The 15,026-nt window shown below is 56.3% G+C and carries 13 protein-coding genes; 4 read left to right on the top strand and 9 right to left on the bottom strand.

Annotated elements, in window-relative coordinates; all coding sequences use genetic code 11:
* Positions 1–360 precede the first annotated feature (360 nt).
* The 4 genes from FHR99_RS15540 to ilvY all read right to left on the bottom strand — a co-directional run bounded on the left by FHR99_RS15540 (position 361) and on the right by ilvY (position 3,789).
* Positions 361–960 carry a protein-methionine-sulfoxide reductase heme-binding subunit MsrQ gene (locus FHR99_RS15540; protein WP_183411620.1) on the bottom strand — a complete coding sequence of 200 codons (600 nt, stop codon included), beginning with the start codon at positions 958–960 and terminating at the stop codon, positions 361–363.
* Complete coding sequence (gene msrP, locus FHR99_RS15535; protein WP_183411619.1) at positions 960–1,925, bottom strand: protein-methionine-sulfoxide reductase catalytic subunit MsrP; 966 nt, start codon at positions 1,923–1,925, stop codon at positions 960–962. The genes FHR99_RS15540 and msrP overlap by 1 nt, the downstream gene beginning before the upstream one ends.
* Before the next feature lie 66 nt (positions 1,926–1,991).
* Positions 1,992–2,810, bottom strand: a complete 819-nt coding sequence (pssA, locus tag FHR99_RS15530; protein ID WP_183411618.1) for a CDP-diacylglycerol--serine O-phosphatidyltransferase — start codon at positions 2,808–2,810, stop codon at positions 1,992–1,994.
* Between the two features lie 82 nt (positions 2,811–2,892).
* Positions 2,893–3,789 (bottom strand): HTH-type transcriptional activator IlvY, encoded by an 897-nt coding sequence (gene ilvY / locus FHR99_RS15525; RefSeq protein WP_183411617.1) that lies wholly within the window; start codon positions 3,787–3,789, stop codon positions 2,893–2,895.
* A 148-nt stretch (positions 3,790–3,937) separates the two neighbouring features.
* Between ilvY and ilvC the strand changes: the two genes are divergently transcribed.
* From ilvC to FHR99_RS15510, 3 genes are all read left to right on the top strand, one after another.
* Positions 3,938–5,413: a ketol-acid reductoisomerase gene (gene ilvC, locus FHR99_RS15520; RefSeq protein ID WP_183411616.1), complete on the top strand. Its 1,476-nt coding sequence runs from the start codon at positions 3,938–3,940 to the stop codon at positions 5,411–5,413.
* Between the two features lie 339 nt (positions 5,414–5,752).
* Positions 5,753–6,136, top strand: a complete 384-nt coding sequence (locus tag FHR99_RS15515; RefSeq protein ID WP_183411615.1) for a VOC family protein — start codon at positions 5,753–5,755, stop codon at positions 6,134–6,136.
* Positions 6,137–6,225: 89 nt separating this feature from the next.
* Positions 6,226–7,005 (top strand): RMD1 family protein, encoded by a 780-nt coding sequence (locus FHR99_RS15510; RefSeq protein ID WP_183411614.1) that lies wholly within the window; start codon positions 6,226–6,228, stop codon positions 7,003–7,005.
* A 54-nt stretch (positions 7,006–7,059) separates the two neighbouring features.
* On the opposite strand, the gene FHR99_RS15505 is transcribed toward FHR99_RS15510, so the two are convergent.
* From FHR99_RS15505 to FHR99_RS15490, 4 genes are all read right to left on the bottom strand, one after another.
* Positions 7,060–8,790 (bottom strand): sodium:solute symporter family protein, encoded by a 1,731-nt coding sequence (locus FHR99_RS15505; protein ID WP_183411613.1) that lies wholly within the window; start codon positions 8,788–8,790, stop codon positions 7,060–7,062.
* Positions 8,791–8,793: 3 nt separating this feature from the next.
* Complete coding sequence (locus tag FHR99_RS15500) at positions 8,794–9,060, bottom strand: DUF4212 domain-containing protein (RefSeq protein ID WP_183411612.1); 267 nt, start codon at positions 9,058–9,060, stop codon at positions 8,794–8,796.
* Between the two features lie 89 nt (positions 9,061–9,149).
* Positions 9,150–9,641 carry an acetolactate synthase small subunit gene (ilvN, locus tag FHR99_RS15495; protein ID WP_183411611.1) on the bottom strand — a complete coding sequence of 164 codons (492 nt, stop codon included), beginning with the start codon at positions 9,639–9,641 and terminating at the stop codon, positions 9,150–9,152.
* Positions 9,641–11,389, bottom strand: coding sequence for an acetolactate synthase 3 large subunit (locus tag FHR99_RS15490; RefSeq protein WP_183411610.1), 1,749 nt, complete (start codon positions 11,387–11,389; stop codon positions 9,641–9,643). The genes ilvN and FHR99_RS15490 overlap by 1 nt, the downstream gene beginning before the upstream one ends.
* Positions 11,390–11,884: 495 nt before the next feature.
* Here FHR99_RS15490 and FHR99_RS15485 point away from each other — a divergent pair, with 495 nt between their 5' ends.
* Complete coding sequence (locus FHR99_RS15485) at positions 11,885–12,322, top strand: DUF4124 domain-containing protein (RefSeq protein WP_183411609.1); 438 nt, start codon at positions 11,885–11,887, stop codon at positions 12,320–12,322.
* Between the two features lie 75 nt (positions 12,323–12,397).
* Here the strand turns inward: FHR99_RS15485 and clpB are convergent, their stop codons facing one another.
* Positions 12,398–14,998 carry an ATP-dependent chaperone ClpB gene (gene clpB / locus FHR99_RS15480; protein WP_183411608.1) on the bottom strand — a complete coding sequence of 867 codons (2,601 nt, stop codon included), beginning with the start codon at positions 14,996–14,998 and terminating at the stop codon, positions 12,398–12,400.
* Positions 14,999–15,026 lie beyond the last annotated feature (28 nt).

Raw genomic sequence — 15,026 nt, 5'->3', positions numbered from 1 at the left:
ATGATTGTCGTCACATCACCACACAAGTGCCCACACAAATTACTTAATCTCGATTTGTTAAATAACTCGAAGCCGCCAGGGCTTTCGATGTCGCTTTGAGGTGTGTCCCCCTAAGCGAGGATGCGCATTATAAACACCTTACTCTGCGCTGCAAGCACTTTTTTAAATTTCTTCAAAAAAGTTTTGAGGGCTTATTCAGCGAGAAGAAACCTTCTCATTTTCGCGCTTTTGAGCACTTGCTCGTCGCTGCGAAAAACCTCTTGCTTACACCTCTTGTCCGTCACCAGACTCGAGGGACGCGAACTATATAGATGGCCCTGAGGCTGCGCAATACCCTTCAAGAAAAAAATTTAAAAACAGCTACTTATTGAATATTTTGCGATCAAGACGGCTAAAAAACCGGCTATTTCGCCAACGCCAGAGCAACAACACACCGCCAAGCACACCGTAGACTAGCGCCTCCGCCATATCGGAACGCACCAGCCAGAACAGATGCAGCAGCGTTAACAGCAGAGTGGCATAGACCAGGCGATGCAAAATACCCCAGCGCCGACCAAGGCGACGCACGGAAAAACGATTGGATGTCAGCGCCAGCGGCACCAAAGTCAGCCAGGCCAGAAAGCCAACCAGCATATAAGGTCGCTCCCTCAACTCTTCCTGCAGGATGCCCCAGTCCCAGCCGAGGATATAGGTCGCAACACAGAATGCATGGAGAGAGGCGTAGAAGAAGGCGAACAAACCCAGCATTCGCCGATAGCGGATCAAGCCCGGCCGCTTCAGCCACTGCCGAGCCGGCGATACCAACAAGGTCAGCAACAGAAAGTTGAGCGCCCAACTACCGGTAAACAACACCAGGCTCTTGGCGGGGTCAGGCCCGAGGTCGCTTCCAACCGCCTGCCCCACCAGCCAACCCAGCGGCAGCAGGCAAAGCGAAAAGAGCAGCGGCTTTTGCCAGCCCATCAGTAATAACGCCGCAGGTTCATTCCCTTATAGAGGTGAGCCACCTGCGCCTCATAGCCATTAAACATCCGGGTCTTGATGCGATTGGGGTCGAACAGACTATTAGGCAAGCGCCGCTCGTACTTCTGGCTCCAACGGGGATGATCCACATTCGGATTCACGTTAGCGTAAAAACCGTACTCCTGCGGCGCCAACTGCTGCCACGTGGTGGCGGGCTGCTTTTCCGTCAGCCGGACTTTGACAATGGATTTAATGCTCTTGAAACCGTATTTCCACGGCACCACCAGACGGAACGGCGCGCCGTTTTGCTTGGGCAGCTCCTGCCCATAGAGCCCCGTCGCCATCAAGGTCAGCGGATTCATGGCCTCATCCATCCGCAGGCCTTCGACATAGGGCCAATCGATGGTACTGAAACGGGAACGCTGGCCGCGCATTTCTTCCGGGCGGTAGAGGGCCGTGAACTCGACGTACTTGGCTTTTGAGGTCGGCTCCACTTTGGCCAGCAGCTTGTGCAGCGGGATACCAATCCAGGGAATCACCATCGACCAGGCTTCGACACAGCGCAGGCGGTAGATTCGCTCCTCCAGATCAATGCCCTTCAAGAGATCTTCCAACGCATAGGTGCCGGGCTTGCCAACCTCGCCCTCCACCATCACCGACCACGGGTCGACGGTCAGCGCATCGGCGTAACGCGCCGGATCACCCTTGTCGGTGCCAAACTCATAGAAGTTGTTGTAGCGGGCAACATCCTTAAAGGGGGTTTTGTCTTCGCTTGTATAAAAGCCCTTGTCGGCCATGGCCGGGGTTGCAGCGCGAGCATCGAGCTTTTCAGCCAGCGCCCAGGAAGGCGCCGCCATGCCGGCCAACGCGATTCCGGCACCAGTCATGAACTCACGACGTCTGAGATAGATGGATTCAGGGGTTATTTCCGACGATGCTATATCGTGGGGCTGCTTGATCAGCATGAGATTCTCCGCGGCTTGACTAAGTCAGACCACGAAGACACTCAATAAGTCCGCAGTCTGCTGCACCTATTGCTGTGTTCTACGGTACACAGAGAGGATTGGACCCGACAAAGCGTACAGCACTGCAATGGTCAGCAGGATGCGCGGCGGATCAACCGTCACCAGCCCAAAGGCCAGCACAATGATAATCATGACCACAAAGGGCACCCGCCCCCGCAGATCAATCCCTTTGAAACTGTTATAGCGGATATTAACGATCATCAGAAAGCCGATAACTGCTGTTAGTAGGGCGCAGAAAAAGGGCAGCGCCGACGGCATGTTCGCGCCAAACCAACCTTCATCGGCACAGACCCATATAGTGCCCGCTATCACGGCAGCGGCGGCCGGGCTCGCCAAGCCGGTAAAGTAATTCTTGTCACTGGTTTCAATCTGAGTGTTAAAGCGCGCCAACCGCAGCGCCGCACAGGCCATATAAATAAAGGCCGCCGCCCAGCCCGGCTTACCAAAGTTACCGAGCGCCCAGCTAAACATCACCAAAGCTGGCGCCACACCAAAGGAGACCATATCCGCCAGCGAATCGTACTGCTCACCGAATTTGCTTTGGGTGTTGGTCAGTCGCGCCACGCGCCCGTCCATACCATCGAGCACCCCGGCCACAAAAATAGCGATGGCGGCGGTCTCGAACTGACCACGCATACCCGACACAATCGCGTAAAAGCCGGCAAACAGCGCCGCTGTGGTAAACAGGTTAGGGAGGAGGTAGATACCACGACGGCGCACCTTGCGCCCATTGATTGACACTTCCTCTTCGTGATCGTCAATCAGCAGCAACGATTCGCGCTGTTCAGCGCTTTTAGGTTCGTCCGCTTTATCGGTCTCAGACACTGCAGTCTCCCTGACAGGGTTGGAAAGTTGCGCGCAGCATATCAAACACTTGTGCGCCCTTTACAAGGTATTTTAGCAAGTTTCAGGAAACTGACGCGGCAACCTGCCAGAATACCTCAATCAGCGGGTTGTCCAGCCGCTGCTTTAATGTACACACACCCACTGCTAGGGGCTTCATCTCATCTGCCAGCGGCAACACCCGCAGCCGCTCCGCCACCGGCGAGTGAGCAAGTACCAACTCAGGCACCACACCCACACCCAACCCCAAGGCCACCATACTGGCGATGGCCTCATGGCCACTGACCTGCGCATACACGTTGGGACGAATACCGTGGAGCCGAAACCAGCGCTCCAGCTCCAGCCGGGCAACACCGCGCTCCGACATAATGACCGGCAAGCGATCCCAGGGCAGGCGACCATCACCCTGCGCCTCCGCCACCATCTCGGCTACTACGCACGGCACCGCCGGAGCGATCAGCCGCAAGGGAGAGTGGGTCAACACCTGAAAGGCCAGCCGCTGGTGCAGATGCTCCGGGCGCGCGGTAATGGCAATATCCTCCTCGCCAGCCACCACCCGCTCCAGCGAATCCGCCTGATCGCCGGTATGCAGCTTCAATTCAATTCGGGGGTAGCGATTGCGAAAGGTCTCCAACACCTGCCCCAGCACCGCATAAGCCGCGGTGACCGAACAATAGACACTCAACTCCCCCGCCAGCTCACGCCCACTCTGATTAAGCCGCGATAGCAGCCCCTGCCAGTTAGCAAGTGCCTGCTTACTATATTGCAAGACCTCCTGCCCGGCAGTGGTCAACGCAACCCGCCGGTTGTCGCGCTCGAACAGGGCAACCCCCAGCTCCTCTTCCAGCCGCTGTACAGTGCGGCTGACCGCCGAGGCACTCAGATGCATGGCCTCACCGGTTTTGGCAAAGTGCAGACTGCGCGCCAGATGATTGAAGATTTCCATTTCTCGGGTATTCATAAGCACCTATGCCGTGAGCGCCTTTATTGCGATTTACGCAACACAATATCGCCAATACATCATTTTACGCAACACCCCAATATTGCTATGGTGGCCGCCCAGTTTTTAACCATTCTTTATTTCCAGAGAATCAACAGAGGGCTATCTCATGGGTCAGAACTACTTCAACACCCTGCCCCTGCGCGTACAGCTGCAGGAACTCGGCAAGTGCCGCTTTATGGACCGCAGCGAATTCGCCAACGGCTGCGACATTCTGAAAGGCAAGAAAATCGTTATCGTAGGCTGTGGTTCACAAGGTCTGAACCAGGGTCTGAACCTGCGTGATTCCGGTCTGGATGTCTCTTACGCCCTGCGCGCCGAAGCCATCGCCGAGAAGCGCAAGAGCTGGCAGAACGCCACTGAAAACGGCTTTACCGTTGGCACCTACGAAGAGCTGATCCCCACCGCCGACGTGGTCATGAACCTGACTCCGGACAAGCAGCACACTGCCGTGGTTAACGCGGTTATGCCGCTGATGAAAGAAGGCGCCTGTCTGGACTACGCGCACGGTTTCAACCTGGTTGAAGAAGGCATGCAGATCCGCAAGGACATCACCGTGGTGATGATGTGTCCGAAATGCCCCGGCACCGAAGTGCGCGAAGAGTACAAGCGTGGCTTTGGTGTACCAACCCTGATCGCGGTTCACCGTGAGAACGACCCCAACGGCAACGGCCTGGAAATTGCCAAGGCCCTGGCCAGCGGCACCGGCGGCGACCGTGCGGGTGTTCTGGAATCTTCTCCGATCGCGGAAGTGAAATCCGACCTGATGGGCGAGCAGACCATCCTCTGCGGCATGCTGCAGACCGGTTCCATCCTGTGCTTCGACAAAATGGTCGAAGAAGGCATCGACCCCGGTTACGCCTCCAAACTGATTCAGTACGGCTGGGAAACCATCACCGAAGGCCTGAAGCACGGCGGCATCACCCACATGATGGATCGCCTGTCCAACCCCGCCAAGGTGAAAGCCTTTGAGCTGGCGGAAGAACTGAAAGACATCATGCGCGCCCTGTACGAAAAGCACCAGGACGACATCATGAGCGGCCACTTCTCCAAAACCATGATGGAAGACTGGGCCAACGACGACAAAAACCTGTTGGGCTGGCGCGCTGCCACTGCCGAAACTGCCTTCGAAAAAGCAGAGACCGGCAGCATGGACATCAGCGAGCAGGAATACTACGACAACGGCATCCTGATGGTCGCCATGGTTAAAGCCGGCGTTGAACTGGCTTACGAAACTATGGTGGCCGCGGGCATCAAAGACGAATCGGCTTACTACGAGTCACTGCATGAAACGCCGCTGATCGCCAACACCATCGCGCGCAAGAAGCTGTACGAAATGAATGTGGTTATCTCCGATACCGCTGAGTACGGCTGCTACCTGTTCGACCACGCCTGCAAGCCGCTGCTCAAAGACTTTATGAGCAAGGTAAAAACCGACGTGATCGGTAAAGGTCTGGACGTGAAGGACAACGGCGTGGACAACCAGCAGCTGATCGCTATCAACTCAGCACTGCGCAACCACCCCGTAGAAGTTATCGGCCGCAAACTGCGCGGCTACATGACTGCCATGAAGAAGATCGTTTAACCACAAGCATCTTCGGCAAACCAGAGGGGCCTCACAAGGGCCCCTTTTTTGTTTGTACCTCCCAGCCCCGTCATTGCAAGCACTTTTTTTGCGAAGCAATCTCCCAACGCATACTGCCAAGTCAACGAGATTGCCGCGTCGCTGAGCTCCTTGCAATGACACCACGGCAACCCGTCATTGCGAGCGCTTTTTTGCGAAGCAATCTCCCAAGGTATACTGCCAAGTCAACGAGATCACCGCGTCGCACGCTCCTCGTGATGATGGTGGAAACTTTTCGCACTTGCGCATAACGCCCCCCTTTCGCTAGTCTCCCTCCACACATTCCATAAAGGAAAGATCATGTACAGCCATATCATGCTCGGCGCCAATGACCTCGAAGCCTCCCGTAAATTCTATGACGCGATACTCGGCGCACTGGGCCATAAACCCGGCTTCAAGGATGAGCGCGGCCGCTACTTCTACATCACCGACACCGGCATTTTTATATTGACCACGCCGATCAACGGTGAGCCCGCCACCGGAGGCAATGGTTCGACCATCGGCTTTGCCGCCAAATCACCAGAAGAAGCCGATGCCTGGCACGCTGCGGGTGTTGCCAATGGCGGCACTGCCATTGAGGATCCACCCGGCATTCGTGAAGGTGGCGGCATGAAGCTGTATCTGGCCTACCTGCGCGACCCCTCAGGCAATAAAATTTGTGCCATGCACCGGGTTGTCGACTAAGCCCGATGATTTTAATTGTGCGCTGATTTAATCAGCCCTATGATGCGCCACCGGTGGCACCTCGCCACCGCCTGCCGGAGGGTGGCGCCATGTCGTTTTCCAATTCACGTCTTTCCGTTTTAAACCTTGGCGACCAGTTTCGCATCGCCGATCTTGAAGCCGATATTCTCGAGTACTATCAGGCCAAACGTTTTCGCGACGCCTACCAGATTCCGGCCAAAAGCGGTGAAGCCTGGCTGTTCAGTTACGGCGTGGCCGTGTTCTGGGGTTGTGAAGACAACGAACAGCAACACATTCTCAAGCGCGTTTCGCCGCACCTTGAAAACGAGGCTTCAAAGCGCGCCTACGATCACTTCACTTTCAAACCGAACGCCAGCGAGCACAGCATTCAGGCAGACAATTTTTCGCTGGCGGGCGACGACCCGATGCAGCGCCTGGCGATCTCTCATGCGCTCGCCCAGTCCATTCAGCTGGATGTATTTGAGAATCTGGCTGAAGAAAATATCCGCTCCACCGCCGACATACCCAAATCACTGGCCAAGACCGGGCGCATGCCACTGGGCCGCAAGGCTATCGCCAAAATCCGCGGTCATCTGTTCGCCACAAAAAGTGACATCATCCTGCACTACGGCCTACTGGATACCCCGGAGTTTTTCTGGGAATACCCGGCACTGGAAGGCTTGTACAATCAGGCAGCCCGTTATCTGGATATTCGCTCCCGGGTGGATGTACTTTCGAAAAAGCTGGAGACCATCCATGAGCTGCTGGAAATGCTGGCCGACGAGCAGAACCACCGGCACAGCGCGTTTCTGGAATGGATTATTATTCTGTTGATTGCCTTCGAAATTGTGATGCTTGGCTTCGAGTAAGACGAGCATCAAGAGATTGCGTCGTCGTTGCTCTCCTCGCAACGACGACGCAAATTAATGCGCTTTAGCCGGATCCACTCCTTTCGGCACTCGGATATGCTCCACCAACTCCTGAACAGAAGACGGTGGAGCTGCGGTTACTTTTGAAACCGCAAAGGCAACCACGAAATTAACCGCCGCACCAACGGCGCCAAAGGCGTTGGGCTCAATACCCAGAAACCAGTTTTCGTTCATGCCCCCAAGAAACTCAGTCCCCGGAATAAACATCACGCCCTTGTGCTGGAACACGTAGAACAGCGTGACGCCCAAGCCCGCCAGCATACCGGCGATGGCACCTTCCTTATTGATACGCTTGCTAAAGATGCCCAACATCAACGCCGGGAAAATAGACGAGGCCGCCAAACCAAAGGCCAGTGCCACCGTTCCCGCGGCGAAATCCGGCGGATTCAAACCAAGGTAGCCGGCAAAGGCAATCGCCACTGCCATCGCGATGCGACTCGCCCGCAATTCCTGTTTTTCTGAAATATTTGGAGCAAAGACGCCTTTTAGCAAATCGTGGGAAATGGCTGAGGAAATAGCGAGCAGCAAACCTGCCGCTGTGGATAGCGCCGCCGCCAAACCACCCGCGGCCACCAGCGCAATGACCCAGTTGGGCAGACGAGCGATTTCCGGGTTGGCCAACACAATAATATCGCGATCGATGGTGACCATTTCATCCACCGCCGGATCAGCCACATGCGTCACCCGGCCATCGCCGTTTTTATCTTCGAATTCCAGCAACCCAGTTTTTTCCCAGTTTTTAAACCACTGAGGGCGTTCTTCATAAATGAGCCCAGCGCCATCCTTGCCATCAAAGGTATCGATCAGATTTAGTCGCGCCATACCGGAAACCGCTGGCGCAGTGGTGTAGAGAATGGCGATAAACAGCAGCGCCCAGCCCGCCGATTTACGCGCATCGCTCACCTTGGGCACGGTGAAAAACCGAATAATCACATGCGGCAAACCGGCGGTGCCTATCATCAGCGATAGCGTGTACGCAAACATATTCAGTTTGCTGAGCCGATCCTGCGTGGAGTATTCGGCAAAGCCGAGATCCTGCAAAACGAGATCGAGCTTATCCAGCAGATAGGTATCGCTGCCCACGAGCGTGCTGCCGAGGCCAAGCTGAGGAAAAGGGCTACCGGTAAGATTCAAGGAAATAAAAATGGCGGGAATGGTAAACGCAAAAATCAGCACACAGTATTGGGCAATCTGGGTGTAGGTAATGCCCTTCATGCCACCGAGCACGGCGTAGACAAATACAATGCCCATACCCACATAGAGGCCGATATCGTAATCCACTTCGAGAAAGCGGGAGAAGGCGACACCCACGCCTTTCATCTGCCCGATAACGTAAGTCACCGAACAGATAATCAAACATACGACTGCGACGATTCGCGCGGTGCGCGAGTAGTAACGCTCGCCAATAAATTCCGGCACGGTGAACTTGCCAAACTTGCGCAGGTAAGGCGCGAGGAACATGGCCAGCAAGACAAAGCCACCGGTCCAGCCCATCAGAAAGACGGATCCGCCGTAACCCATGTAGGCAATCAAACCCGCCATGGAAATAAACGAGGCGGCACTCATCCAGTCAGCAGCGGTCGCCATCCCGTTTGCCACCGGATGCACGCCACCCCCGGCCACGTAAAATTCCTGCGTCGATCCAGCGCGGGACCAGATCGCGATACCGATATAAAGCAGAAAGCTGGCGCCAACGATCAGGTAGGTGAGAGTTTTCAGTTCCATCGCTCAGTCCTCACTCACGCCGTATTTTTTATCCAGCCGCCCCATCTGCCGGGCGTAGACAAAAATCAGAATCACGAAGGTGTAAATGGAGCCTTGCTGGGCAAACCAGAACCCGAGTTTGTAACCGCCAAGACGAAATTGATTGAGCCAGTCTGCGAGCAGAATGCCGCAGCCGAAGGACACCGCAAACCAGATGGCGGAGAGGATAAACATCAGACGCAGGTGTTCGCGCCAGTAGGCTTTGGCGTCTTGCTCGGATTGAAAAGCCATGGGGACTGTCCCTGTTATGTTTTGGGACAGCTTACGCAAAGGAGAGGTAAAAGCAATTCGCGGGCAAGCAGGGCCTGCCCGCGATAAACTTACAGCGAGAGCACTTTCTCGCCGCGCGCGATACCGGAGACTCCGCTGCGCACCACTTCCAGAATGGCGGCATCACCCACCGCTTCCAGGAAGGAGTCCAGCTTGTCGGAGGCGCCGGTGATCTGGATGGTGTAAACCGTCGGGCCCACATCTACGATCTGGCCGCGGAAGATATCCGTGCAGCGCTTGATCTCCGCACGCTGGGCACCAGTGGCTCGCACCTTGACCAGCATCAGCTCACGCTCGATATGGGCACCTTCACTCAGGTCGACCAGTTTCACCACATCTACCAGACGATTGAGGTGCTTGGTGATCTGCTCAATCTTGTGATCGTCGCCCACCGTGGTCAGAGTCAGACGCGACAGGGTGTCGTCCTCCGTCGGCGCCACGTTCAGGGTTTCAATGTTGTAGCCACGCTGGGAAAACAGGCCAACCACACGCGACAGAGCACCCGGCTCGTTTTCCAAAAGAACTGAAATAATTCGTCGCATCAGGTTCGCTCCGTCTTGCTCAACCACATATCACGCATGGAGCCGTTCGGCGCCACCAGCATCGGGTAGACATGCTCGTGGGGATCTACGTGAATATCCATAAATACCAGACGATCTTTCATCGCCAGCACTTCTTTCAAGGCACCTTCCAGATCGGCTTTCTTGTCGACGCGCACGCCCACATGACCATAGGCTTCAGCCAGCTTACAGAAATCCGGCAGGGAGTTTTCGTAGGTGCTCTCGGCGTAGCGACCTTCGTATTGCATGTCCTGCCACTGCTTCACCATGCCCAGATAGCCGTTGTACAAATTCAGGATTTTCACGGGAATGTTGTACTGGGTGCAGGTGGACAGCTCCTGAATGTTCATCTGGATACTGCCTTCGCCGGTCACACACACCACGTCCGAATCGGGGTAAGCCAATTTAACACCCATGGCGGATGGCAAGCCGAAGCCCATCGTGCCCAGACCACCAGAGTTGATCCAGCGGCGCGGGTGCTTGAAGCGGTAATACTGGGCCGCGTACATCTGGTGCTGACCCACATCCGAGGTCACAAAGGCCTCGCCATTGGTCAAACGGCTAAGGGTATCGATAACTTCCTGCGGTTTGATCAGGTCGCTGCTGGTGTCGTAGCGCGGCTTGGTCCACAGGCCGTGGGTATCGCGCCACTCGTCAATCTGTTTCCACCAGATATCCAGCGCCTTGGCATCGGGCAGGCTCTTGTCCGCCTTGCGGGCATCGCGCACCAGACTCAGCATCTCTGCCAGCACTGAATCCACCGGCCCCACGATAGGCACGTCGGCCTGAATCGTTTTGGAGATGGACGCCGGATCGATATCGATATGAATGATTTTGGCGCCCGGGCAGAACTTGCTCGGCGTATTGGTGACGCGGTCATCAAAACGCGCACCCACAGCCAGAATCACATCGCTGTGGTGCATGGCGTTGTTGGCTTCGTAAAAGCCGTGCATGCCCAGCATCCCCAGGAACTGGCGATCGTCACCGGGGAAGGCGCCCAGCCCCATCAGGGTATTGGTCACCGGGTAGTTCAGCTCATGAGCCAGCTCGGTCAGTACACCAGAGGCATTGCCCTGCACCACACCGCCACCGGTGTAAATCACCGGGCGCTTGGCTTCCAGCAACAGCTGAACGGCTTTTTTGATCTGACCGGAGTGACCACGGGTTGCCGGCGTATAGGAACGCATCTTCACCGACTTGGGATAGCGGTACTCAAATTTGTCGACCGGATTGGTGATGTCCTTCGGCAGATCGACAACCACCGGGCCGGGACGGCCGGTTGAGGCCAGATAAAAGGCTTTTTTGATGGTCTCGGGGATATCTTCCGCCTTTTTCACCATAAAGCTGTGCTTCACGATGGGACGGGAAATACCGACCATGTCGGTTTCCTGGAAAGCATCCTCACCAATCAGGTGGGTTGCTACCTGTCCGGACAGCACCACCATCGGAATCGAATCCATATAGGCCGTTGCAATACCAGTCACCGCGTTGGTGGCGCCGGGGCCGGACGTGACCAGAACCACGCCGGGCTTGCCGGTGGCACGGGCGTAGCCGTCTGCCGCGTGGGTCGCCGCCTGCTCGTGACGCACCAGAATGTGGGGCACCTTGCAGTTTTGAAACAGCGAATCGTAAATATGCAGTACGGCCCCACCGGGGTAGCCGAAAATAAACTCAACGCCTTCGTCTTCGAGGGCGCGGGCGATCATATCACCGCCGGATAACAGCTCCACTGAACTATCCTCTTACGTTGTCTGAACCCGGCCCAGCAACAGCCCAACGCTGTCCGAACCTGGATTCGTCTTGAAATAAAACATGTGTGACTGCTGGCAAGCAGCAGAAAGAATCACATGAACCTCCGATCACATCGACCTCGATGCGTCGGGCGAAACGCCTGACAACACTGCGACAGAGTGCAGAATTGCCCTTGTTAAAGTCTTCGCGGGGTGTGCGAAGATGGCATTCTCGCAACACAGGTCATGTGCTTGCGGAGAGAATGGATCTGCCGGACTCTCGCATCCTGACAGTGATTGCGCGCTTGAGCACAATCCCGAATCACACCCGGGGGTAGCTGGGCGGGATTAACGGCCATTTCATAAATTTTGAGCAAGCGCGTATTTTTAGGCTTGCGCCAGCCTGTGTCAATCCCAAACTGTGACCTCAACGGCTTATATCACCGGCGATTTGTCTGCCATAATGTCTATATCTGCTAGACAGGGCTTTATAACATGCTTAAAAAATTCACCCTCTACACACTGTGTCTGCTGCTGTGCGGCACCGCACTGGCCAAATCCGGGTACTATCGCTGGCTCGACGACGAGGGTCAGCCCCACTTTACCCAGAAGCCGCCGACTGACCGCCCCTCGACCTTTATTGAAACGAGCACCGGTTACTCGCGCAGTGATGTGGAACCCCCAGCGCAACCAAGCACACCGCCCAAGCGCGCCGACAGTGCGCCGGCGGGTCAAAAACCTTCACCCCAGCTTGAAATTCTACCCAACAAGGATCCCAAACGCTGCATGGAAGCCCGCGAAGCCATGCAGGCCTTTTCCCGCGGCCAGCGCATGCGAGTTAAAGATGAAAATGGCGAATACCGTTTGCTGAATAACGAGGAAAAGGCCGAGCAGAAAAACCGGGCGAAGGAACAGATCGATATTTATTGCTAAGCGGCTCTCCAGAACTGAGCCACTATGGCGTGGTCGATCGGGCGCGCTGCGCCCGATCGACCTTTCTCCCACCGGTCAGTGAACCATTTTTGCCTTGGCGACCGTTGAAAAAACCAGCTTGTCGCCTTCCGCCTCACCGTAAATGGTATCGCCCACACTGAACTTGCCCTGCAAGATATCTTGCGCCAGCGGGTTCTCCACCAGCTGCTGAATCGCACGCTTCAGGGGGCGGGCACCGAATACCGGATCAAAGCCCACGGCGGTCAGCTTATCCATTGCCGCATCGCTCAGCTCCAGTTTCAGTTCACGCTCAGCCAGACGCTTGCTCAGATACACCAGCTGGATATCCGCAATGGCACGCACCTGATCCTGCTCCAGCGGCCGGAATACCACCATCTCGTCGAGGCGGTTGATAAATTCCGGGCGGAAGTGATTCGACACCACGTCCATCACCGCTTCCTTGATGGCGTCATAACCACTCTCGGCGCGCGCCAGATCCTGAATCCGATCCGAGCCAAGGTTGGAAGTCATCACGATCACCGTGTTGCGAAAATCCACCGTGCGACCCTGCCCGTCGGTCAAGCGGCCATCGTCGAGCACCTGCAGCAGAATGTTGAACACATCCGGATGGGCCTTTTCCACCTCATCCAGCAAGAGCAACGAGTACGGACGGCGACGTACCGCTTCTGTCAGATAGCCGCCCTCCTCATAGCCCACGTAACCCGGAGGCGCACCAATTAATCGAGCCACGGAGTGCTTCTCCATAAATTCGGACATATCAATCCGCACCATGGCCTCTTCACTGTCGTAGAGGAAAGTGGCCAGCGCCTTGCACAATTCGGTTTTACCAACCCCGGTCGGCCCCATAAACAGGAAGGAACCGTTGGGGCGATTGGGATCGCTCAGGCCTGCGCGGGAGCGGCGCACCGCATGGGATACGGCAACGATGGCTTCGTCTTGCCCCACCACCCGGCGGTGCAGCTCGTCTTCCATACGCAGCAGTTTGTCGCGCTCACCCTCGAGCATTTTGCTGACCGGAATACCCGTCCAGCGCGACACCACTTCCGCCACCTCTTCGTCGGTGACTTTGTTGCGCAGCAGTTTGCGCTCCTCGTTGTCGGCGCTGCCGGCACTGGCCAGCCTTTTTTCCAGATCGGGAATGACCCCGTATTGCAGCTCTGACATCCGGGTCAGATCGCTGGCGCGACGGGCCGACTCCAATTCCAGCTTGGCCTTTTCCAATTCGCTTTTAATCTGGTTGGCGCCTTGCAGAGAGGATTTTTCTGCCAACCAGATTTCTTCCAGGTCGGCGTATTCCTTCTCGACCTTGTCGATATCGGCGTTGAGTTTTTCCAGTTGCTTGCGAGCGGATTCGTCCTCGTCCTTTTTCACCGCTTCGCGCTGGATTTTCAATTGGATCAATCGCCGCTCCAGCCGATCCATTTCTTCGGGCTTGGAGTCGATTTCCATACGAATGCGGCTGGCGGACTCGTCGATCAAGTCGATGGCCTTGTCTGGCAACTGACGGTCGGCGATATAGCGCTGGGACAAACGGGTCGCCGCGATAATGGCCGAGTCGGTTATATCGACGCCGTGATGCACCTCATAGCGCTCTTTCAAGCCGCGCAGGATCGCAATAGTGTCTTCCTCGCTGGGTTCACCCACCAGCACCTTCTGGAAGCGACGCTCCAGCGCCGCATCTTTTTCGATGTATTGGCGGTACTCATCCAGCGTGGTCGCACCCACACAGTGCAGTTCACCGCGAGCGAGGGCAGGTTTGAGCATATTACCCGCATCCATCGCGCCCTCGGCCTTACCGGCGCCCACCATCGTGTGCAGTTCGTCGATAAACAGGATCACCCGGCCTTCCTCCTTGGCCAGCTCGTTCAGCACCGCTTTCAGGCGCTCTTCAAATTCACCGCGATACTTCGCACCGGCCAACAGCGAACCCAGATCGAGCGACAGCAGGCGCTTGTCTTTCAAGCCTTCCGGTACTTCGCCGTTGACGATTCGCTGGGCCAGACCTTCGACAATGGCGGTTTTACCCACACCGGGCTCACCGATCAGCACCGGATTATTTTTGGTCCGGCGCTGCAAGACCTGAACTGCGCGACGAATTTCTTCATCGCGACCAATCACCGGGTCGAGCTTGCCGTCGCGGGCGCGCTCGGTGAGATCAATGGTGTATTTTTCCAGCGCCTGACGGGCACCTTCCGCTTCGGGGTCGCTCACATTGGCTCCTGCGCGCACAGTCTGAATCGCGCTTTCGAGTTTATCTTTGGTCAGCCCGGCCGCTTTCAGGGCTTCGGCCACCTTGCCGCCCGCTTCCAGCAGGGCGAGCACAAACAATTCACTGGAGATATAGCTGTCGCCGCGCTGCTGGGCGAGCTTATCGGTCACATTGAAAATCCGGCCCAGCTCATTGGACAGATGGACCTCGCCAGGTGTGCCCTGCACCTGTGGCAGAGCTTTGAGTTGTTCGCCAAGACGCTGCTCCAGCGTCGGGAGGTTGACGCCCGCCTGTTGCAGCAGGGGTTTGACGGAGCCGTTCTGCTGGCGCAACAGGGCCAACAGCAGATGTACGGGCTCTATAAACTGGTGATCCTGACCGACCGCCAGAGACTGGGCCTCGGCGACGGCGGACTGCAGGGCACTGGTAAAGCGGTCAATTCGCATGGAAATACCCTCATTCAGGATATGGTTT

The sequence above is a fragment of the Litorivivens lipolytica genome (assembly GCF_014191715.1).
Taxonomy (GTDB): domain Bacteria; phylum Pseudomonadota; class Gammaproteobacteria; order Pseudomonadales; family Spongiibacteraceae; genus Litorivivens; species Litorivivens lipolytica.
Note: the sequence above shows the minus strand (reverse complement) of the source record. Positions and strands in the feature narration are given on the sequence as shown.

Coding starts and splice junctions, on each gene's coding strand:
- FHR99_RS15540 (WP_183411620.1), bottom strand. CDS start 960: ATGGGCTGGCAAAAGCCGCTGCTCTTTTCGCTTTGCCTGCTGCCGCTG.
- msrP (WP_183411619.1), bottom strand. CDS start 1,925: ATGCTGATCAAGCAGCCCCACGATATAGCATCGTCGGAAATAACCCCT.
- ilvY (WP_183411617.1), bottom strand. CDS start 3,789: ATGAATACCCGAGAAATGGAAATCTTCAATCATCTGGCGCGCAGTCTG.
- ilvC (WP_183411616.1), top strand. CDS start 3,938: ATGGGTCAGAACTACTTCAACACCCTGCCCCTGCGCGTACAGCTGCAG.
- FHR99_RS15515 (WP_183411615.1), top strand. CDS start 5,753: ATGTACAGCCATATCATGCTCGGCGCCAATGACCTCGAAGCCTCCCGT.
- FHR99_RS15510 (WP_183411614.1), top strand. CDS start 6,226: ATGTCGTTTTCCAATTCACGTCTTTCCGTTTTAAACCTTGGCGACCAG.
- FHR99_RS15505 (WP_183411613.1), bottom strand. CDS start 8,790: ATGGAACTGAAAACTCTCACCTACCTGATCGTTGGCGCCAGCTTTCTG.
- FHR99_RS15500 (WP_183411612.1), bottom strand. CDS start 9,060: ATGGCTTTTCAATCCGAGCAAGACGCCAAAGCCTACTGGCGCGAACAC.
- ilvN (WP_183411611.1), bottom strand. CDS start 9,641: ATGCGACGAATTATTTCAGTTCTTTTGGAAAACGAGCCGGGTGCTCTG.
- FHR99_RS15485 (WP_183411609.1), top strand. CDS start 11,885: ATGCTTAAAAAATTCACCCTCTACACACTGTGTCTGCTGCTGTGCGGC.
- clpB (WP_183411608.1), bottom strand. CDS start 14,998: ATGCGAATTGACCGCTTTACCAGTGCCCTGCAGTCCGCCGTCGCCGAG.